Annotated in this window: 20 protein-coding genes and 1 tRNA gene; 17 read left to right on the top strand and 4 right to left on the bottom strand. The window is 40.3% G+C overall.

Annotation, left to right across the window (positions count from 1 at the left end; all coding sequences use genetic code 11):
• The 13 genes from BKH46_RS04100 to BKH46_RS04040 all read left to right on the top strand — a co-directional run bounded on the left by BKH46_RS04100 (position 1) and on the right by BKH46_RS04040 (position 12,451).
• Complete coding sequence (locus BKH46_RS04100; RefSeq protein ID WP_095225570.1) at positions 1-1,383, top strand: NAD(P)H-hydrate dehydratase; 1,383 nt, start codon at positions 1-3, stop codon at positions 1,381-1,383.
• A 65-nt stretch (positions 1,384-1,448) separates the two neighbouring features.
• On the top strand, positions 1,449-2,666 hold the full coding sequence (locus BKH46_RS04095) for an MFS transporter (protein ID WP_095225569.1): 1,218 nt from the start codon (positions 1,449-1,451) through the stop codon (positions 2,664-2,666).
• A gap of 27 nt (positions 2,667-2,693) precedes the next feature.
• Positions 2,694-4,190 (top strand): replicative DNA helicase, encoded by a 1,497-nt coding sequence (locus BKH46_RS04090; RefSeq protein WP_095225568.1) that lies wholly within the window; start codon positions 2,694-2,696, stop codon positions 4,188-4,190.
• A 3-nt stretch (positions 4,191-4,193) separates the two neighbouring features.
• Positions 4,194-5,513, top strand: coding sequence for a ComEC/Rec2 family competence protein (locus BKH46_RS04085; protein ID WP_095225567.1), 1,320 nt, complete (start codon positions 4,194-4,196; stop codon positions 5,511-5,513).
• Positions 5,514-5,563: 50 nt separating this feature from the next.
• Complete coding sequence (locus BKH46_RS04080) at positions 5,564-6,106, top strand: DUF502 domain-containing protein (protein ID WP_095225566.1); 543 nt, start codon at positions 5,564-5,566, stop codon at positions 6,104-6,106.
• A 17-nt stretch (positions 6,107-6,123) separates the two neighbouring features.
• Positions 6,124-7,002, top strand: coding sequence for a menaquinone biosynthesis prenyltransferase MqnP (gene mqnP, locus BKH46_RS04075; RefSeq protein WP_095225565.1), 879 nt, complete (start codon positions 6,124-6,126; stop codon positions 7,000-7,002).
• A complete protein-coding gene (locus BKH46_RS04070; RefSeq protein ID WP_095225564.1) occupies positions 6,992-7,591 on the top strand; it encodes a hypothetical protein in 600 nt (199 codons plus the stop codon). Before mqnP ends, BKH46_RS04070 begins: the two co-directional genes overlap by 11 nt.
• 12 nt (positions 7,592-7,603) lie before the next feature.
• Positions 7,604-8,125, top strand: a complete 522-nt coding sequence (locus BKH46_RS04065) for a helix-turn-helix domain-containing protein (RefSeq protein ID WP_095225563.1) — start codon at positions 7,604-7,606, stop codon at positions 8,123-8,125.
• A 12-nt stretch (positions 8,126-8,137) separates the two neighbouring features.
• Complete coding sequence (locus BKH46_RS04060) at positions 8,138-8,881, top strand: arginyltransferase (protein ID WP_095225562.1); 744 nt, start codon at positions 8,138-8,140, stop codon at positions 8,879-8,881.
• Positions 8,868-9,680 carry a phosphatidylserine decarboxylase gene (locus BKH46_RS04055; protein ID WP_095225561.1) on the top strand — a complete coding sequence of 271 codons (813 nt, stop codon included), beginning with the start codon at positions 8,868-8,870 and terminating at the stop codon, positions 9,678-9,680. Before BKH46_RS04060 ends, BKH46_RS04055 begins: the two co-directional genes overlap by 14 nt.
• A gap of 12 nt (positions 9,681-9,692) precedes the next feature.
• Positions 9,693-10,706, top strand: coding sequence for a quinolinate synthase NadA (nadA, locus tag BKH46_RS04050; protein ID WP_172402551.1), 1,014 nt, complete (start codon positions 9,693-9,695; stop codon positions 10,704-10,706).
• Positions 10,706-11,539, top strand: a complete 834-nt coding sequence (gene nadC / locus BKH46_RS04045; RefSeq protein ID WP_095225559.1) for a carboxylating nicotinate-nucleotide diphosphorylase — start codon at positions 10,706-10,708, stop codon at positions 11,537-11,539. The genes nadA and nadC overlap by 1 nt, the downstream gene beginning before the upstream one ends.
• Before the next feature lie 33 nt (positions 11,540-11,572).
• Positions 11,573-12,451 (top strand): thiamine-phosphate kinase, encoded by an 879-nt coding sequence (locus BKH46_RS04040; RefSeq protein WP_095225558.1) that lies wholly within the window; start codon positions 11,573-11,575, stop codon positions 12,449-12,451.
• A gap of 77 nt (positions 12,452-12,528) precedes the next feature.
• Here BKH46_RS04040 and BKH46_RS04035 read toward each other — a convergent pair whose 3' ends face one another.
• The 4 genes from BKH46_RS04035 to gap all read right to left on the bottom strand — a co-directional run bounded on the left by BKH46_RS04035 (position 12,529) and on the right by gap (position 17,775).
• Entirely contained in the window at positions 12,529-13,257 is a 729-nt protein-coding gene (locus BKH46_RS04035; RefSeq protein ID WP_095225557.1) for an NYN domain-containing protein, read from the bottom strand.
• Positions 13,258-13,324: 67 nt separating this feature from the next.
• Complete coding sequence (locus BKH46_RS04030; protein ID WP_095225556.1) at positions 13,325-15,367, bottom strand: FUSC family protein; 2,043 nt, start codon at positions 15,365-15,367, stop codon at positions 13,325-13,327.
• Positions 15,368-15,502: 135 nt separating this feature from the next.
• Positions 15,503-16,801, bottom strand: a complete 1,299-nt coding sequence (locus tag BKH46_RS04025) for a glucose-6-phosphate isomerase (protein ID WP_253248299.1) — start codon at positions 16,799-16,801, stop codon at positions 15,503-15,505.
• Positions 16,783-17,775 (bottom strand): type I glyceraldehyde-3-phosphate dehydrogenase, encoded by a 993-nt coding sequence (gene gap, locus BKH46_RS04020; RefSeq protein ID WP_095225554.1) that lies wholly within the window; start codon positions 17,773-17,775, stop codon positions 16,783-16,785. Before gap ends, BKH46_RS04025 begins: the two co-directional genes overlap by 19 nt.
• Positions 17,776-17,969: 194 nt before the next feature.
• Between gap and BKH46_RS04015 the strand changes: the two genes are divergently transcribed.
• From BKH46_RS04015 to BKH46_RS04000, 4 genes are all read left to right on the top strand, one after another.
• Positions 17,970-18,257 (top strand): HU family DNA-binding protein, encoded by a 288-nt coding sequence (locus BKH46_RS04015; RefSeq protein WP_095225553.1) that lies wholly within the window; start codon positions 17,970-17,972, stop codon positions 18,255-18,257.
• Positions 18,258-18,300: 43 nt separating this feature from the next.
• Positions 18,301-18,377: transfer RNA gene (locus BKH46_RS04010), tRNA-Arg, on the top strand.
• Between the two features lie 405 nt (positions 18,378-18,782).
• Positions 18,783-19,034: a hypothetical protein gene (locus tag BKH46_RS04005; RefSeq protein WP_095225552.1), complete on the top strand. Its 252-nt coding sequence runs from the start codon at positions 18,783-18,785 to the stop codon at positions 19,032-19,034.
• Entirely contained in the window at positions 19,021-19,290 is a 270-nt protein-coding gene (locus BKH46_RS04000) for a type II toxin-antitoxin system YafQ family toxin (RefSeq protein WP_095225551.1), read from the top strand. Before BKH46_RS04005 ends, BKH46_RS04000 begins: the two co-directional genes overlap by 14 nt.
• Positions 19,291-19,737: the final 447 nt, after the last annotated feature.

Raw genomic sequence — 19,737 nt, 5'->3', positions numbered from 1 at the left:
ATGCAAAATGTTTATAAAAATTTAGAGATTTTAGACAAGCGAGCGATAGAAAAGTATCTCTTGAGTGGAGAGATTTTGATGGAAAATGCTGCGGCTGCTCTGCATACGCTCATCACCAAGCTCAGCCATCGCGGGAGTGTGGTTATCATTGTCTGTGGAGGTGGGGATAATGGGGCTGATGGCTATGCTTTATCCAGAAGATTAGTAGGGGAATTTCACACCAAGCTTTTTATCGCCAAAGAGCCCAAAAGCAAAATGTGCCTTATCCAACACCAGCGAGCTATGGAAGCACAGATTGAAGTGGTAAAAAAAATCTATCCTTGCGATATTATCATCGATTGTCTTTTTGGCACGGGATTGGTAGGAGAGGTCTTGAGTGATTATCAAAAAATTATCACAAGTATGAATCGGCTTGGTCGGATAAAGATTGCTTGTGATATACCTAGCGGCTTGTTTGCAGATGGGCGTGCGTCTGAAGTGGTGTTTGAGGCAGATTGGACATTGAGTATGGGGGCATTGAAGACGGCTTTTTTTAGCGATAGGGCAAAGGAGTGCGTTGGGCAGGTGGTTGTAGGGGATTTGGGAGTGAGTAGAGAGCTTTATGAGGTCAGTTCTAACACGCATTTGCTTGAAAAATCTGATATGCACTTGCCTATTCGCCATCGTGCTAATGTGCATAAAGGCGATTTTGGGCATTTGTGTGTGTATGCAGGGGAGCATAGTGGGGCTGCTCTTTTGGCGGGTATGGCAGCTTATGGCTTTGGGGCAGGGCTTGTGAGTGTGCTAGGGGAGGGGTTTGTGAAGCCTATAGAATTGATGGCCACACAGAGTATTCCCAAAAATGTGAGTGCCTTTGCCCTTGGTATGGGTATGGGGGCTGTGCCTTGTGATCTTGATAAAATGCTTGCGTGTGCGCCTTGTGTTTTGGACGCAGATTTATTTTATTATGAGGGGATCAAGGGCATATTAGAATCTTATGAAAATCTTGTTCTTACTCCCCACCCCAAGGAGTTTGTTTCATTGTTATCGCTCACAGGTTTTGCGCAGATAGATGTTTTGGAGCTTTTGAACGATAAGATGGAGATTTTGCGTGCATTTGGTATGAAATATCCCCATATCACGACATTACTCAAAGGTGCTAATACTCTCATATCTCAAAATGACAAAATCTATATCAATCATTTTGGCACACCCAATCTCGCTAAAGGCGGGAGCGGTGATGTGCTTGCAGGGCTGATTGGGGCGTTGTTGGCTCAAGGTTATGGAGGTTTAAAGGCCAGTATCACTGCTTCTTTGGCACATTCTTTTGGTGCGAGAATGGAAAAATCTAGCTATGGCTTAACACCTTTAAAATTAATAGAAAATATTAAAAATATAGTTTAATAAACAAATAAATTTACTTTTTATCGGATATAATGGCGAGAATTATTTTGTTGAGAGGAGGGGCAATGCAAGAAAAGCCCACACAGCATACCAAACTTGAAGGCAAGCTCAAAAAGATTGTCCATCGCCCAATTTTTCAAATCGCCTTGTTTTCGACCACCTCAATGACGATTTTGGGCAGTGTAGTCATCGCTCCATCTTTGCCTGCGATCCAATCCCATTTCCACTCAGTTGCAGGGATTGAGTTTTTATCCAAGCTGATTTTGACCTTGCCTGCTCTTTTTGTAATGCTTTTTTCGCCTTTGAGTGGTATCTTGCTCGATCGTTATGGCAAAATCAAGTTTTTGATCCCTGCGATGTTTGTATGGAGTTTTTTTGGATTTTGTGGGTTTTTCTTGGATAATGTTTATTTGCTTTTGGTTTCAAGGGCGATTTTTGGTATCGCAACTGCTTTGATCATGACAGGGGCGAGTGCCTTGATTGGGGATTATTATCTGGGCGAAGATAGGCAGAAAGCAGTTGGCAAGCAAGGCTTTGCTACAGCAGTGGGGAGTGCTGTTTTTATTTCTTTAGGAGGGTATCTCTCAAGCATTGATTGGCGCTATCCTTTTTTGGCATATCTTTTGGGGATTCTCATAGCTTTTTTGGCTTATGCCAAGCTTTTTGAACCCCATAAGCCCAAAAAAAGATCGCTCACTACCCACGCACAAATCGGTAAATTTGATTTTTTTAGATTTTTGCCTGCATATTTGCTAGTCTTTTTGTGTAATGTGGCTTATTATATTTCTCCGACACAAATTCCATTTTTCATTATCCACGATCTAGGTAAAAGCAGTGATATTGTTGGGATTTCTATGTCGGCTTCAGCGATTGCTTATGGGGCTTTTTCGTTGTTTTATGCGCGTTTGAGAAATGTTTTGAATATTTATGGGATTTATGCTGTGGGATTTTTTTTGATGGGGACTTGTTTTTTGCTCTTGTATGTGGTGCATAATTATTGGATTGTGATGGTTTCTTTAGTGTTTTTGGGAGCAGGTGGAGGGCTTATTATTATCAATAGCAGTTCTTATATCCTTTCTATGGCACTTGAAAATCAGCGCGCTAGGGCTTTGGGCTTTATGGCGAGTTCGATTTTCTTAGGGCAGTTTGCCTCCCCGCTTTTGACCCAGCCTATCGTCAATGCCTACACACTTTTGGGATTGTTTTTGATTTTTACTTGCTTGATGTATCTTTTTGGTTTGTTTTTTATCTTTCAAAGCAAAAATAAAAGTGAGTTGCGTTAGAATCATATATTTGACAGAGAGTAGCCTATGCTTGAAATCCCCAATAGCCACCCTATAAATATCGAACGCATTGTGATTTCTTCGATTATGTTTGATCCTAATCGTTTTGATAGTATTGCTGATTTGCTTGAACCTAAGGATTTTTCCCATATCCCACATCGGACGATTTTTGAGATTGCCTTAGATCTTTTCAGGAAAAATCTCCCTTTGGACGCAGAATTTATCCGTTCAAAAATCCCTGAAAATAAAAAAATCAGCGATGATGAATTTTTATATATCCTCTCAAGCAATCCCATTGCTAATATCGAGGGTTATATCAAGGAGCTCAAAAGCATTTCTTTAAAAAGAGAATTGCACTCTTTGGCAAATACTTTGCGCGAAAAGTCAATGGACGCGTGGGCGAGCAGCGAAGAGATTCTTGATGAGATCGAAAAACAAATCTATAGCATTTCTATGAAAACCACAGAAAGTGGCTTCCGAGATAGCCCTCAAATCATAGACAGCACTATCGCCCTTATCCAAGAGCGCAAACAAAGAGGTAACCACTACCTCACAGGGCTCAACACAGGCTTCAAAGAACTCAATAAAAAAACTACAGGCTTCAATAAAGGCGAGCTTATCATTATCGGGGCGCGGCCTTCGATGGGAAAAACGGCCTTGTTTTTGAATATGGCACAGACTATTTTGAATCACGATAAAGGCGTGGCTGTCTTTAGTTTGGAAATGCCTGCAGAGCATTTGATGTTGCGTTTGCTCTCAGCAATGACTTCTATCCCCCTAGGAGAGCTTAAAACTGGCAATCTCAATGACAACCAATGGCAAGAGCTCTCAAGATACTCTGAGATGATGGCGTCTAAAGACCTTTTTATCGATGATGGCTCGAGCTTGAGTATCAATCAATTGCGTTCTAAACTCCGCAAACTCAAAAGTAAAAATCAAAATATTGAAATTGCTATCATTGACTACCTCCAGCTGATGGGTAATGGGAATCGTCGCCCTGATATGATGCGCCAAGAAGAAATCAGCGAAATCAGCAGAGGACTCAAGACGCTAGCTAGAGAGCTAGAGATACCCATTATCGCGTTAAGTCAGCTCAACCGATCTGTCGATAGCCGCGATGATAAGCGGCCGATATTGTCAGATTTGCGAGAATCAGGGGCGATTGAACAAGATGCTGATATTATTTTATTTCTCTATCGTGATGAAGTTTATCGCAAAAAAGATGAAGACCACAGACTCGCTAAGCTCAAAAAAGAGGGTGATGAAAAGAAATTACGGGAATATGAAGCAGAGCTTAGGCGCTCCAAAGAAGAATCAAGCAAAAAAGGGGCGATTGAGCCTGCTGAAATCATTGTGGCTAAAAATAGAAATGGTGAAATCGGCACGATCAAAATCCAATTCAATGGCACTTATACGCGCTTTGAAGATATTGCTTCAGAAACTGAAGTTTCCTATACAGCCACCTCTATCCCCACAGCCACTTCTATCTCCAATTCTGCGGTCATCTCGGTTGCAGATATTTGATTTGTGAATAAGTCTAAGTCTTCGCCCTATGCTGTGCTTTTGATTGAGGGGGTGCGTGAGTGGGTGTTTTTTATTGGATTGTTTGTGCTTGTGTTTGCCTATAGTGTGGGGGAGAAGTATCGGCAGTTTTCTCAGCTTGATTTTAGTAAACCCCAAGAAATCTATGCGCAAGTTGTCTTGCAATACCCCAAATCTGTAGAAAAAACCCTCAAAAATGGCACACGCAAAATCGAACATTATTTTGTCCTCAAGCTCTCAGATACAAACAACAACATATTTTATACCACCTCAAAAGAAGACCTAAAATCTATAGCAAATCGCTATATTCGCCTATATGGACAGATCCAAAAATGTAGCTTTTTGCAGTTTTTTAAAAGCTGTTATGTGTTTGCCTATAGTATTTCTTTATTGCATAAAAGGGATTATCGAGATACAATCAGAGATTTTATCGACAAGCAGCACGCCCAAGCAGCAGAGGGGGCGTCTGCAGGGAATCTCTATCGTGCACTTTTTATCGCTGATCCCCTTGATAAGCAATGGCGAGATGTGTCTAACAAGCTTGGGCTTGCCCATATCATCGCTATCAGTGGCTTCCATCTGGGAGTATTGAGTGGAGTTTTTTATCTTGTGTTTGCGCCTTTGTATCGCTACTGCCAACATCGTTATTTTCCTTATCGCAATGAAGCCTATGATTTGGGGGCTTTGATATTGATATTAATGTTTGGGTATTTGCTGATTTTGGATTATCAGCCCTCTTTTTTCCGCTCTTTTGTGATGGCTGTGCTTGGGTTTTTGATTTATTATAGCGGGATTCGGCTGCTTAGCTTTTCTTTATTGTTTTTTGTCTGTCTTTTTTGTATCGCTCTTTTCCCATCATTGCTAATAAATATCGGCTTTATTTTGTCAGTAGCAGGAGTATTTTATATCTTTTTATTCATCAAGCACTGCCCTAAAATGCATAAGATTTTTTATGCGATTTTATTCAACTTTGCGATTTTTTTTAACATCGCTCCCATCGTGCATTATTTTTTCCCTTATTTCACGCCCTATCAGCTGATTTCTATCCCAGTAAGCATTGCTTTTATAGTCTTTTTTCCCTTGAGTTTGGGACTGCATGCATTAGGGTTTGGCGGGGTGATGGATAAGTTTTTGCTCCAAGGGGCTGCTTTGAACCCTCCATTTATTGAGTATTATGCGCCGGGGATTTTTGTGCTTGCATATGTGGGATTGTCTTTGTGTGCGATTTATTCAAAGAAGATGTATGTGCTTTTGAATCTTTGGAGTATCGGATTTTTTATTGTTTTGCTGTGGCGATATTTATAGCTTTTATAGGTAAAAAATTGTAAAATATCCCCAAAAGTTCAAGGAAACCAATGGATACGATTTTTAGGCTGATAGGGAAAGGTATTTTGGTGCTTTTGCCCATTATTCTTTTGCTTTGGTTGCTTTCTTTTATTTTTGGATTCATCAAATATTTCATTGAGATTATTTTTGATACCACAGCCAATAGTATGAGCGCTACAGCAGGGATTTTGGTAGCGATGGTGCTATTGTTGGTTTATGCGGGGTTTTTGTTTGAGAAGAATAAAGAATTTTTGCTGATTAAGGTTTCAGAATTTATCATCGGCAAAATCCCTGGAGTGGCTACGATATATGCTGTCTTAAAAGACATCATCAAGATGTTTTCAGGCAAGGGAGCTGAGGGATATTTGGGCGTGGGGTATGTGGATTTAGCAGGTAATAGCCTCATAGGTTTTATCACAAAAGAAGAAGAAGAATTTTATTGGGTATTTATCCCCACTACGCCCAATCCCACTTCAGGTATCTTGCTTCGGGTCAAAAAAGACAAGATACAAAAATCAGATATGAGCGTTTCAGAGGGCTTGAAAAAAGTCGTTTCATTGGGAATCAAATAGTTTTTAGCGAGGCGAGTGTGTTAAAAAAGTTTAAAAATTTCAGCGAACTTGTGGTGTTTGAGCATACGATATTTTCTGGGGCATTTATCTTGATTGCAATGGTTGTGGCTTCTGTTGATGCCAATCATAGTGTTTGGTTTGGAGTAAAAACCTTGATTTTATGTGCGATCGCTTTAGTGAGTGCGAGAAATTTTGCTATGGCGTTCAATCGATATTGCGATCGGGATATTGATGCAAAAAATGCTAGAACCAATCAGCGCCCGAGCGTAGATGGGCGAGTGCGTGCGGGGAGTATTTTGATTTTTTGTGCTTGCAATGCATTGATTTTTATCGGGGCAAGCTATGGGATCAATGATTTAGCGTTTTTGCTCTCTGTGCCTTTTTTAGTGGTGCTAGGTGGGTATTCTTATATGAAACGTTTTAGCTATTTGGCCCATTTGGTCTTGGGCATTTCTTTGGGGTTAGCTCCGATTGCTGGGGTCATTGCTGTTTTGGGGGGCGTGCCTTTATGGAGTTTGTTTTTAGCTTTGGGGGTTGTGTTTTGGGTCGCTGGGTTTGATTTGTTGTATTCACTCCAAGATATTGAGTTTGACAAACAAGAGGGGCTTTATTCTATCCCATCAGCATTTGGCACAACAAAAACACTTTGGATTTCACGATGTTTCCATATGATTGCTGTTGTGTTTTGGGCTTTGTTTGTGTATTGTTCAAATGGCTGGATCTTTGCTTATATGGGGTTGGGGATTGCAATGATAATGCTTGTGTATGAGCAGTATTTAGTCAGTCTTGATTTTAAGAATATCCCTAAGGCGTTTTTTGTTTCCAATGGCTATTTGGGCTTTGTATTTTTCCTTTTTATACTCTTAGATGGGCTGGGTAGGACTTATGGAAGTTGATTTTGCTAAGGTTTGCAAAGATAATGGCTTCCCTACGCGCATTGTCCCTTGTTTATTGCCCCTTGCATATGGCATACCTTGCGTGGATACATTTGCAGAATATCAGCATTTAAGCACAGATGGGAGCGATACCTTGGGTAAATGGCTAGAAAATTTAAAACACAAAGCCAATGCCTCTAGCAATGCTTTTGGCAATGGAGAAAATGCAGTGATTTTAGAGGTGCTGATACAGATTTATCATAAACTCAACACATTAGAAGCCCTCATCAAAGACCAAGCCCCAAAACTCCTTGCCTTAGATTTTCAAACATCAATCCAAGCCCTAGGGCACGGGGTGATTTGTGCTAATCAGGGGGCGTTTGAGCCATCACAAGAATATTATTTGCGCTTTGAGCTTCCTATATTCCCTCAAAGATATATCGGGGCTTTTGGCAAGGCTTTTGATACGCAGATCCTCCAGATTACGCAAATGCACTCAAGGGATATTCAAGACTTTGATATGTATATTGCCAATCAAGAAATAGAATATTTGCGGAGGCATAAATATGAAAAATCACAACCACACCCCAATACACTCCCGATGGGATAGAAAGGAAAATATATGCATATAACTCCTGATGATTTATGGCTAGCATCTGCTGGATTGGTGCTTTTGGCACTGATATTTTTGGTGCTTTATAGCTATATCAAAGACAGAGAATCCCAGAAAAAAGCCCAGCGCCTAGAAAAGGCCATTGAGATATTGGGTAAAGAAATCTATAAAATCAAAAAATGGGTGCAAGAAAATGAAATGCAATCTGAATTTGCTAACTCAACGCTGGGGGCTAATATCAAAAATGAAGTCAAAAGCAATTTGAGTGCTAGCTTTTCTAATCTCTATACGCATATCCAAGGGGTGCAAGAAACATTAGAGAAAGATAGGGATTATTTTGAAGAAAAGATCATCACATTAGAAAATAGACTGCGTGAATTTGGGCATTTCGCACCCAGTGGCAATGATATCGATGAAAAACGCATTATCACGATGTTTCAAGATGGTTGGAGTATTGAGTCTATTGCCAAAGAACTCAGAATTGGGCGGGGTGAAGTGGAGTTTATTTTGAAGCTGGCTGATATCAAGTGATATTCTGATTGCATGCAGATTACAGATTTTTATTCCGAACAAAGAGAGTGCAACTATATCAAGACCAGAACAAGCCAATTTTATTATCTCCATATCCAAAACTGCCGTCCTCATTTCTATAGAGGGCTGCTTGAGAGGGGTTGGCGGCGATTTGGGCGGTATTTTTTTGTCCCTGTTTGTCCGGGGTGTAGAGATTGTATTTCAATCCGTCAGCTTGTGGGGGATTTTGTCTTGAGTAAAAACCACAAACGCACCATCGCTAAAAATAAAGCCACACAACTCATCATCTCAAAACCTCAAGTTGATACAGCACGGCTAGAGTTGTATCACAAATACCACTGCCATATGGTGGGTAAAAAGGGCTGGGATTATAAGGGTATTGATGCGATGAGCTATGGAGATATGTTTGTTGAGGGGTTTATGAATTTTGGCTATGAGTTTGCTTATTATATCCAAGATGAGCTTGTGGGGCTTGGGCTGGTGGATATTGTTTTGGATAGTGTTTCAGCGATTTATTTTTTCTATGACCCTAGCAGAGAGGATTTGAGCTTAGGGACATTTAATATCTTATCCCAAATCAAGCTCGCACAGCAAAAGGGCTTGAAATTTTTCTATCCAGGGTATTGGATCAAAGACCATTATTGTATGGGATATAAGGAGCGTTTCAAGCCCTTTGAAGTGCTCCAAAATGCGCCCGATCTCTTTGAAATCCCCATTTGGGAAATCTATCAAAAGGAAAAAAATGCATCTGTCTAATACTCTCTCACGATATTTTGGAAAGTTCGCTAATTATAAATTCCCTGCTTTTATCCAAAGGCGTATCAATGCGCTTTATGTCAAAATCTTTGGTATTTCTTTGCAAGAGTTTGACCCCATAGAGAGCTATGCAACACTCAATGCTCTTTTTACCCGATCTTTACGCACACAACGCCCATTTGACCCATCTTCTAAGACACTCATTTCTCCTTGTGATGCTAAAATCACTGAACTAGGTGCAGTCATTGACGCCCAAGCCCTCCAAATCAAAGGTATGTCTTATAGCGTGGGCGAGCTTTTGGGGCAGAGCTCGCTCAAATCAGGATATTTTTATATCAATCTTTACCTCTCGCCCAAAGACTACCACCGCTATCACGCCCCTTGTGATTTAGAGGTGATGGAAGTGCGGTATTTTGCAGGAGAGCTTTTGCCTGTCAATGAACCATCATTACGCAAAAATGCCCATTTGTTTGTCCGCAATGAACGCGTAGTGATTGTAGCCAAGACCCCCAATGATTCTATTTTGTATTTTGTGGCAGTGGGGGCTTTAAATGTGGGGCAGATGGTGTTGCATTTTGAGCCTCGTATCAGCACAAACACCGCACACGCACAAAGCACCACCTACCATTATCCCACCCCTATTCATATCGCTAAAGCCCAAGAAATCGGATTTTTCAAGATGGGATCTACGATTGTAGTGTTTGTGGAGCATTGTTTGCCCTCTTGTCTTGTTAGCTCAAAAGTAAAATTTGGTGATACAATAGGCGAATTGATTACAGACACGACACAAACTCTATAACCAAAGGTTGCAATGATGCGAGACATTCAACAAGAAATTAAAGGACTTTTAGAGGATTTGGACGCTCTTTTGGTGGCACATTTTTATCAAAAAGATGAGATTGTGCATTTAGCGCATTTCAGTGGAGATAGCCTAGAGCTTGCCAAAAAGGGCTCTCAAAGCTCAAAAAACCTTATTGTGTTTTGTGGCGTGGGCTTTATGGGTGAGAGCGTGAAGATCTTAGCCCCTCAAAAAGAAGTGATTATGCCTAAAATCGCTTGTTGTTCGATGGCGCGTATGGTTAGTAGCACTTATTTTGACAATAGCCTTGCTCTTTTGGAATCCTATGGTATTCCTGCTTCTATGCTCACTCCGATCACTTATATCAATTCCAACGCAGATGTCAAGGCCAAGGTCGGTAAGATGGGAGGGCTTGTCTGCACAAGCTCTAATGCTAAAAAGATTTTTGAACACACCTATCAGCAGCAAAAAAAGATTTTTTTCTTGCCCGATAAATGTTTGGGCGAGAATCTTGCGCGTTCTTATGGGCTCAAATCAGCGATTTTAGGTATCGATTCTCAAAAAAAGGTCTTGGAGGCTGATGTGATTTGTTATAATGGTTTTTGTTCTGTCCATCAGCTTTTTACGCCCGATGATGTGAAGTTTTTTAGGCAAAAATATCCCGATATACTCATCGCTGCGCATCCTGAGTGTCGCCCTGATGTGGTGGAGTTGGCTGATTTTGTTGGCTCTACAAGCCAGATCATTGCTTATGTCCGCGCACTTCCTGAAACCCAAAAGGTCGCTGTTGGCACAGAATTCAACCTTGTCAATCGCTTGCGCCCTACACCTATTGGCAAGAAAAATACCTTTGTGCTCTCATCGACTATCCCTGAATGCCCCACGATGAACGAAACGACCTTAGAAGATATTTTTGAAGTCCTGAAGGCCTATAAAAACCATCGCCCCTATAATCAAATCAATATCGATACACAAACAGCTGTGTTTGCCAAGCAGGCTTTGGATAAGATGTTGGAGCTTTCTTGATGGCAAAGAGTAGAAGAGAATTTATCTTACAAGCTTTGGAAGAGGATTTGGGACGGGGGGATTTGTTTGAGCGACTGATTGATGAAGATTTTAGTGCTAAAGCCCATATTATCGCCAAAGAAGCTGGCGTATTTTCAGGCAAGGTGTATATTTGTGAGCTTTTTGGGCTCATCAATGTCAAATGCATATGGCATATCAATGATGGTGAGGCATTTAGCGATCGTAAGATTTTGCTAGAGTTAGAGGGGAGTTATACGCTTTTACTCAAGCTCGAGAGGGTGATTCTTAATATCTTGCAGCATTCTAGTGGGATCGCAACCAACACCGCAGCTTATCTCAAAGAACTCAAAGGTATTGATATAGCTGTGCTAGATACACGCAAGACGCGTCCGCTTTTGAGGGATTTTGAAAAATATTCTGTCCGTAATGGTGGGGCGAAAAACCATCGTATGGGCTTAGATGATACTTTAATGCTCAAAGATACACATTTGCGACATATCCAACCCCAAGAGCTTCAATCTTTTCTCAAAAAAGCGCGCTTGCATATCCCTTGGACATCAAAAATCGAAATCGAGTGCGAAGATGTGGGCTTTGCTAAAATCGCTATGCAAGCAGGCGCAGATATTGTGATGTGTGATAATATGCCTATTTGTGAAATCTCTGCAGTCGTTGCTTATCGAGATACTCACTATCCCCATATCTTGCTTGAAGGCAGTGGGAATATCACTAAAGACAAGATACTTGCCTATGCTAAAAGTGGCGTAGATGCCATCAGTGTGGGGTCTTTGATCCATCAGGCTGTTTGGATAGATATGAGTATGAAAATGCAATGAGTTTGTGTATCAAATCAAAGTCAGTAGGCATTGATGGAAGATATTGAAAAGTTTTTTATCCAAACCCTCAAAGATACAGGTATCACAAAAGGCTTGGGTGATGATGCAGTTTTGCTGACTTCTCAAAAAGGTGGCTATCCAAAGCCTGCTTGTTTGCCTAATGATATCAATAGCCCTGTGTATGGAATGGATATGTTTTGGGAGGGGGTGCATTTCAAAAGGGAGTGGTTTAGCCCTCAAGAGATTGGCTATAAGGCATTTTTGGTCAATATTTCAGATATTTTAGTGATGAACGCTGTGCCTAAATATGCACTTTTAGCCCTTTCGCTCCCTAAAGACATTACCAAAGGCTATATCCGCGCTTTGATTGCTGGTTTTGTGCGGGCTTGCAGAGAGTTTCAGATCCAAATCATCGGGGGCGATACCATCAGTGCGCCCATATTGGGTATCACAATCACAATGATTGGGCAAGCGAAGCGACCTGCGCTCTTGCGATATGGGGGCAGAGTAGGGGATCTGATTTACCACACAGGCACTCTAGGTAGCAGCCTCAAAGAGCTTAAAAATCGCCAAAGAGGTGGTGTCAAATCCTTGCGTTCGCGTTTTTATTCTCCGATTTTGCGCGAGAGTTTTATCCGCGCGATTGCCAAATTTACGCATATATGCACAGATGTTTCTGATGGTATCTACGCAGAGCTCAACACGCTCTCAAACGCCAATCGCCTTGCCTTTAAGCTCTTTCAACGCAAGAGCGCTTATCAGAGTGGTGAAGAATATGAAGTGCTTTTTTGTATCGCACCTAAAGATTCTGTGCGGCTTTTGCGTCTTGCTAAAAAATATCGAGTTCGTATCACTTGTATTGGCAAACTCGCGCGTGGGCATAGCACTTATCCCTCTTATCTATGGCATTGAACTTTCTAGCCACCCCCCTTCTTTTTTAATTTTTTAAAATTTTTAAAAATTTTTGGACTATGGAGATATTTTGGGCTTTAGGATTTTTTTCGGTATTGCACACTCATGATGCTGTTATTGACACCACTATAAGTCACATCAAAAAAATCGGGCAATGCCTTAAACACATCGCCCCAGCCATCAAGACCATAAGAAGAAGCTGATTTGAAATAGTTATTTTTGATCCAAAGACCCACCCGAGAAACAAGCGATTTGCCATCATCGCCTGAGGTGGATTCGACAGCTTCTTTGAGTAGCTTGATGAGGTTTTTGTCTTTGGAGAGCTGGGGGTCTTTGGTAGGGTGTATGATACCTAGTTCTTCAAAGCTCGTGAAAGCCTTGCGGAAATCCTCTCTTGCCTTTCTCTCGCCAAAGCCAATGGCTGGAATGCCCTTAGTTCTTATCTCTTGGGCTAAGGGGGCAAAATCACTATCACTTGTAGCCAAAGCGATACACTCCATCACGCCTGAGTGCAATGTGTTGATGACATCAATGGTGATTTTAATATCTGAAGAGTTTTTGCCTGCCTTGCTCCCATCGCCATTGCGATTGCCTGTGATGATGTGTATGGGCTCAATCGAATACTTGATCAATGCCTCTTCCCAGCCCTTGATTGCAGTATTGCGCCAATCTCCATATGCCTTTTTCACACACACTTCTCCCACTTCAGCCAAGCGCTCCATAATCTCGCCAATGAGTTTTTGACTGACATTTTCACAATCAATAAACAAAGCAACTTTTTTTCTTTCTTTTTCTAAGGTATTCATTTTTTCTCCATAAACTTTAATCAATATTGCAATTAACTTGGGGACTTGCCCCTACTTTAGCGTTTAATCAGTGTTTGATTTTTGACAAAACAACCAGATAGAGTTGATTTTGTAAGTCAAAAATATTATCGACTATCATACTGAATTTTTCTTCCATACATAAAAATCGCCCATCTTTTTCTTCTTTGAAATAATAAGGCAGCCCATCAATGAGCTTTGAGAGCATTTCATATCGCGTCAAGAGCAGGGTCATATCATTTTTGAAAAGCTCTCTATTATCGCATAATTCAGCTTGTGGGATATGCAGCAAATAATCATAGAGTTTGTTGGTGTTTTGATGGATATGATCGATGTATTTGAGAGCGTTCAATGCGTGAGTGATTTCAGAAGTGTTTGGGATATTGTTTTCTTTTGCTGCTTCTTGAATCGAGGCATTGAGCTGATTGTATTGAGTGAAAAATACACTTTGTAGCCCCAAAAACTCCCTGCGTGCATCCATCATTGTCCCCAATCCCTCTAAGATTGTGGCTGTGAGCTTTTTTAGCTGTAAGATATTATTTTTGATATTAGGTATCACTTCATCGCGGCTATATTTGGGCCATAAAAACCAAAAAGCCCCAAACACGATCCCAAAACCTATCAAAATATACAAAAATCTATCAAAAATCAATGGCAAAAAATCTGCCCTCAAGCTCGCAAACAACATCACAAACGCCACCATCATCACCCCAGACCATAAGCAATAAGGATAGACTTTTAAATAGATGAATAAAAACAAAACGACCAAAAATAAAAGATGGAATACCTGCGTCCCTCCAAACACCATCACAAGCCCTATACCTGCGAGTAATCCGATAAAAGTCCCGATCACATAATCCTTGCTGATACCTTTGATACTCCCTAGGCTTGGTCTGATGATAGCGATTGCCCCCATAGCAATCCACATGCCGTGGTCTATCTTGAGGTATCTGGCTACAAAGATACTTGCCCCAAGCACTAGGGCGTATTTGATCGAATATCGAAAGATAGGGTGGGCATATTGGAATACTCCTAAAATATCTTTGAGCGTTTTTGGGGGGACAAACTGCGCAAGATAGGCTTCTTCTTCCCCGCCTCTGCGGAAAGACTCCATTTTGTTATAGATGATTTTTATCGAATTGATAAACACTCTGTCTATTGCGATGTTATCAGCCCTCAAGGCTTCTTGGAGGGCGTTTCTTTCTAGGTGCGGGCGATGGGCTTCAAAAAGCTTGGATAGCTCTTTGAGATTGTGTATCATTTCTCTTTGGAGATGGGTAAAAAGCTTTGGGAAGCCTTGAGTTGTGAAATAATGATGGATCGAATCAATCGAGTGGTAGATTTCTTCAATCCGATAGAGATAGAATAAAGCTCGTTTGGCGTTTTTGACTGTATGGGGGTCTTTGATTTTGCTTGCTTGAGAGTTGAAAATATATTTGATACTCTCAATTTGTTGGAGTGTCTTATCTCTAATTTGGGGATAATCGGCTGTGTCTGTAATGCTTTGGAGCATTAATTCTAAATCAAAGAGCAAGGGTGGGAATCTTTTTTTGGTGAATTTTCCATATTTGCCCACAAACACAAAAAGCTGCAGCAAAATCCCACTCCCACCACCTATAAGAATCGTCAAAATCTCGTGATTTAAGCTCAAGGAGATTTGAGAATCCACATAGATACAAGCGACTAGACCATTGATGAGAACCATATTGAGGACTTTTTGCAAATCGATACTATAAGCCCCCACAATCCCCACTATAAAAGCCAATACCACCACAGGCACAGACAGCCAAACCCCATAATCTGCCACTATGCTAAATATCCATACAGCCAAAGCACTCAAGCACACAAAGGCAATCAGGTATTTTATTTTTGAAGGTCTATCGCCAATCAAGGTATTCAAAAAATAAATATGGATCGGCAACAAACCTGCCCATACAATCACAGCAGGGCCAAACAATAGCACATTGATAAAAATACTCAAAAACACTGCAATGAGCGTCTTAAAAGCATAGATCAAGCTAAAATAACCAGGGTCATAAAGATGCATATAGCGTAAAATATACTGATTGAAGCATACCTTGAGTGTATTCATGGAGTGCTGACCTTGCAATCAGAGCATATATTTACATTAGTTAGTGGTATCACATCATGCATATAGATACTTTTGCAGATACTTTTGAAAATATCCCATCTCTTAGCCTTTCCTAGCCTTGCTGATTGATTGGATTCAAAACATCTCTCTCAATCGGATTTTGCCAAACTCTACAGCAGGCTGATCGTAGGAGTTGATATTAAAAATCCCGCCCACACACGAAGTCAAAAGCTCAAAATAAATAATCAACTTCCCCACACTCCCCTCACACAGCTCATCGATTTCAATATGGTCTGTAGGGATACCTTCATTTTGTATCGTTTCCATCGTGGCGATTTGCTGGAGATTGAGCAGTTTAGCAAAGGAGGTATTATTGACAAAATCTGTCGATTCAAGGTATTTGCATTTTAAATCAGGGATTTTGGGTTCGGCATATTTGGTCCGATTTAGGCTGATAAAAGTCACGGTTTTATCCATCAGTCCTTGTGCGATGAGCTGCAAAAATGAGTGCTGATCGATACTCCCGATAAGACCAATCGGCGTAAGACCAACCTTTTTACCATAAATATCAAGCTTTCCTAGCGACTCTCCCCATAACTGCACATACCAAGAGTTGAAATCTTTGAGCGCACTCGAATATGAAAAAAGAATATTGATCGGAAAATGTTCGCGATTTTTGGCTAAAAAAATTGCTTTTTTAAGCAAGTGCTCTTCTTTGCGTTCAAAAAATCTCTGTTCAAATGCAGCAGCCCCTTGCAGCAAGGCATTGACATCATAGCCCAAAAGCATTAAAGGCAAAATCCCCACACTACTCAAGACAGAAAAGCGCCCCCCGATATTTTTAGCGATAGTGAGCACGGGGATATTTTGATCTTGTGCTAAGAGATGTAGAGGAGAGTCTTCATCAGTAATCAATACCATATGTTCTTTACTTTCTTGGCTAGCAAGCAGCTCATAGCGCCAGATGACATATTTCATCAACGATGAAGTTTCGATGGTCGTGCCAGATTTGGAGATGATGACAAATAAAGTATCTTCTTTGCTGATACCAAAGAGTGATTTTTGTATTTCAATCGGATCGGTATGCTCTAAAAAGGTCAGTGTGATTTCTTTGCGCACGGGGAGATGTTGGAGGATACTATCAATGGCTTTGAGCCCTAGAGAGCTCCCACCTATGCCGATGATGACTAAGTTTTTGATTTGTTTGAGGAGGGCTTGATGGTCTGTGATGTATTGCTTGGAATCTTTGAGGGCTTTTTCTTCAAAGGGCAGTCTGTAATAACCACTCTTTTTGGCTCGATATTCTGCATTGATGATTCCAAACACATTATCCAAGGCTTTTTTAGTGGGGTGAGCAAGATGTCTTAGCTCGGGGTTTTTGTCAAAATATTGATTGAAAGTTAGCATTACAATCTCTAATGGCTCAACGCCCAAACACTCATATCTACAAGTCTGTGGCTATAGCCCATTTCATTATCATACCAAGCTAAGACCTTGATACTTTTATCTGCGAGCACAAGCGTTTTATCGGGTATAAAAATGGCACTATAGGCTGAGCCGATGAAATCGCTAGAAACGCATTTGTTTGTATCCACAGCAATGATACCTTGCATTGAGCTATTTTGTGCTTCTGTGAGTGCTTGATTGATGGTATCTTTTGTGGTGCTTGTGGCAAGATTAGCGCTGAGGTCAATCAAGCTCACATCAGGAGTGGGGACGCGAATAGAAATACCATTGAGTTTGCCTTCAAGCTCGGGGATCACTAGCCCAATGGCTTTGGCTGCACCTGTTGTCGTGGGGATCATATTGAGCCCTGCAGCCCTAGCACGGCGGATATCTTTGTGCTTGACATCTAAGAGATTTTGATCGTTGGTGTAGCTATGGATCGTTGTCATCAAGGCGTTTTCTATCCCAAAACGCTCGTGGAGGACTTTGACAATGGGTGCTAGGCAGTTGGTCGTGCAAGAAGCGTTTGAAATGACCTTTTGCCCTTGATAGGTGGTATGATTGACGCCATAGACAAAAGTCGGGGTATTTTCAGCAGGCGCTGAGATGATGACTCTTTCAATGTTGTCTTTGAGGTGGAGGGAGGATTTTTCCAAAGAGTTGAATTTGCCCGTGCATTCAATCACGCCCCTTGCCCCATACGCAGAGAAGTCTAGCTGCAATGGATCGCGATTGGAGAGTATTTTTACATTTTTGCTTTTGCCAATGCGTAAGGTTGTCGCATCGATTTTTTCTGCATCGTAGCCTCGGTGCACTGAGTCAAAACAGATGAGGTGTAGCAATGTATCGATATCAGCAGTGCTATTGAGGGCTACAAGCTCAATGTCATCTCTTGCGCCGATCACTCTGCTTGCACAGAGTCCGATTCTCCCACTTCCGTTGATTGCGACTTTTAGAGCCATTGTCAAATCCTTTGCTTTAGAGTGATGATAGGGATAAATTTGGAGCTTATTGTATATAAAAATGCCTTAAAAAGGAGCAAAATTCCCCCTAAAGTTTGCAAAATCCCCTTAAATGCCTTGATTTTAAGAGAAAATATAAGTAGAATAGCCGAGTTTTGAATAAAAACAAAAATATTCCAAGTATGGAGGCTATTATGAATAAAGCAGAATTTGTAGATTTTGTCAAAGATGCAGGTGAATTTGCGACCAAAAAAGAGGCTGAAAACGCAGTCAATGCTTTTACAGCAGCTGTAGAAAAAGCACTTTCTAAAAAGCAAAATGTTGAGCTAGTAGGTTTTGGAAAATTTGAAGTCGTTCTCCAAAAAGGCAAATCAGGAAAAGTTCCTGGAAGCAGCAAAACTTATAAAACAGCCGATAAAATGGTGCCAAAATTTAAACCTGGAAAAGGTCTTAAAGATCTTGTAGCTAAAGTGAAAAAATAATCACTCACTGCATTTTGAGCTATGCTCAAGGTGCGGTCCCTGAGTCCTCGTAGCTCAGCTGGATAGAGCGTATGATTCCTAATCATAAGGTCGTGGGTTCAAATCCCGCCGTGGACACCATTTCCATTTTCTTTTGCATACAATATTCCAAACATTGATACAATTTTCCTCTAAAACCACCTATTTTACGAGCTTTTTTGGCAGATTTTTTTGATAGATTTTCTGCAAGCCCCTGATTTGCGAAACTCCCCTATTTTTAGAACAATGGTTACCAAAGTGGTTACCATTTAAAATAATCTTTCAAGCATATTCAAATGGTAACCACTTTATTGCTGTATATTCCATCAGTTGGAAACTTAAAGAGTTTTTATGTCTGTTGTTTGATAACCACCCCTTAAGTTAAATTCCCAACTCAAGGCTTGTTATGCTCCCTTGGATTTTGTTTGTAGCTTGAGAGAAAAGGCTATGCTATAATACAACAAATCAAGGGCATTATCCCTTTTGGGAAAATGTAAGGAGTGCAAAGTGGAATTAATATTGAAAATATCCAATGCAGATGAGCGATTGCTAAAGGCTATAAAAAGCGTAGTCAAACTAGAGCCACAAGCAAAAATACAGGTTAGAAAAGGGAATAATACAAAATCAGCTTTTCCAAAAATAGACAAAAGCTCTCCTGGCAAACAACTAAAAAATGCGATCACAGAAGCAGAAAATGGAAAAGTCGATATCTTTTCTAGCTATAATGAAGCAATAGATTTTTTAGATGCCAACCATTAAGCTAACAAAATCATTCAAGAAGTCATATAAAAAACTCTCTGAAGAAGATAAAAATATATTCAAGATTGTTTTAGAAAAGCTTGCCAATAATGAAGTTTTAGACAAAAAGTATCGAGATCATAGCTTGATGGGTAAATTGAAAAAATACAGAGAATGCCACTTAAGACCTGATTTATTATTGATTTATCAAAAACAACAAGATGGACTGATCTTAATTTGCATTGATATAGGCAAGCATAGTGATTTATTTGGGTGATATGAGGGAAAGTAATGGATTAAAGAAATATATCAATATCATTTTACCTTTTATCAAAAATAGAAAAATTTCCATAAAATTAAATATTTTAAATACTATAATCATTACCACTCTAAAACCTATCAAATATCTATCGACAATAGATACTAAAAATACACAACCCTCCTTTCATATCCTCTCATATCCCCCCCACATCAAGCATTATCACGATTTTGCATACACATTAGAAGGCACACACAACCAATAAAATGCAACATCTATTTGTATCCATAGATAAAATATTTCATATCTTTTTAACCCAAATCCACCCATCAGCTATGATCCATAGGACATAAAATAGCTATATAAAAGACTAGATTTTATTACTTTATATACTATTGACAAACCTTTCTGATTAGAATATACTTATCGCCAAGTATTATTTATTTTTAAATAAAAGGAGGGAGG

Source organism: Helicobacter sp. 12S02634-8 (genome assembly GCF_002272865.1).
Lineage (GTDB): Bacteria > Campylobacterota > Campylobacteria > Campylobacterales > Helicobacteraceae > Helicobacter_J.
Note: the sequence above shows the minus strand (reverse complement) of the source record. Positions and strands in the feature narration are given on the sequence as shown.

What these genes read in the sequence shown, in the direction of transcription:
- BKH46_RS04100 (WP_095225570.1), top strand. Translation starts at nt 1, where the DNA reads ATGCAAAATGTTTATAAAAATTTAGAGATTTTAGACAAGCGAGCGATA.
- BKH46_RS04095 (WP_095225569.1), top strand. Translation starts at nt 1,449, where the DNA reads ATGCAAGAAAAGCCCACACAGCATACCAAACTTGAAGGCAAGCTCAAA.
- BKH46_RS04090 (WP_095225568.1), top strand. Translation starts at nt 2,694, where the DNA reads ATGCTTGAAATCCCCAATAGCCACCCTATAAATATCGAACGCATTGTG.
- BKH46_RS04080 (WP_095225566.1), top strand. Translation starts at nt 5,564, where the DNA reads ATGGATACGATTTTTAGGCTGATAGGGAAAGGTATTTTGGTGCTTTTG.
- BKH46_RS04070 (WP_095225564.1), top strand. Translation starts at nt 6,992, where the DNA reads ATGGAAGTTGATTTTGCTAAGGTTTGCAAAGATAATGGCTTCCCTACG.
- BKH46_RS04065 (WP_095225563.1), top strand. Translation starts at nt 7,604, where the DNA reads ATGCATATAACTCCTGATGATTTATGGCTAGCATCTGCTGGATTGGTG.
- BKH46_RS04060 (WP_095225562.1), top strand. Translation starts at nt 8,138, where the DNA reads ATGCAGATTACAGATTTTTATTCCGAACAAAGAGAGTGCAACTATATC.
- BKH46_RS04055 (WP_095225561.1), top strand. Translation starts at nt 8,868, where the DNA reads ATGCATCTGTCTAATACTCTCTCACGATATTTTGGAAAGTTCGCTAAT.
- nadA (WP_172402551.1), top strand. Translation starts at nt 9,693, where the DNA reads ATGATGCGAGACATTCAACAAGAAATTAAAGGACTTTTAGAGGATTTG.
- nadC (WP_095225559.1), top strand. Translation starts at nt 10,706, where the DNA reads ATGGCAAAGAGTAGAAGAGAATTTATCTTACAAGCTTTGGAAGAGGAT.
- BKH46_RS04040 (WP_095225558.1), top strand. Translation starts at nt 11,573, where the DNA reads ATGGAAGATATTGAAAAGTTTTTTATCCAAACCCTCAAAGATACAGGT.
- BKH46_RS04035 (WP_095225557.1), bottom strand. Translation starts at nt 13,257, where the DNA reads ATGAATACCTTAGAAAAAGAAAGAAAAAAAGTTGCTTTGTTTATTGAT.
- BKH46_RS04030 (WP_095225556.1), bottom strand. Translation starts at nt 15,367, where the DNA reads ATGAATACACTCAAGGTATGCTTCAATCAGTATATTTTACGCTATATG.
- gap (WP_095225554.1), bottom strand. Translation starts at nt 17,775, where the DNA reads ATGGCTCTAAAAGTCGCAATCAACGGAAGTGGGAGAATCGGACTCTGT.
- BKH46_RS04015 (WP_095225553.1), top strand. Translation starts at nt 17,970, where the DNA reads ATGAATAAAGCAGAATTTGTAGATTTTGTCAAAGATGCAGGTGAATTT.
- BKH46_RS04000 (WP_095225551.1), top strand. Translation starts at nt 19,021, where the DNA reads ATGCCAACCATTAAGCTAACAAAATCATTCAAGAAGTCATATAAAAAA.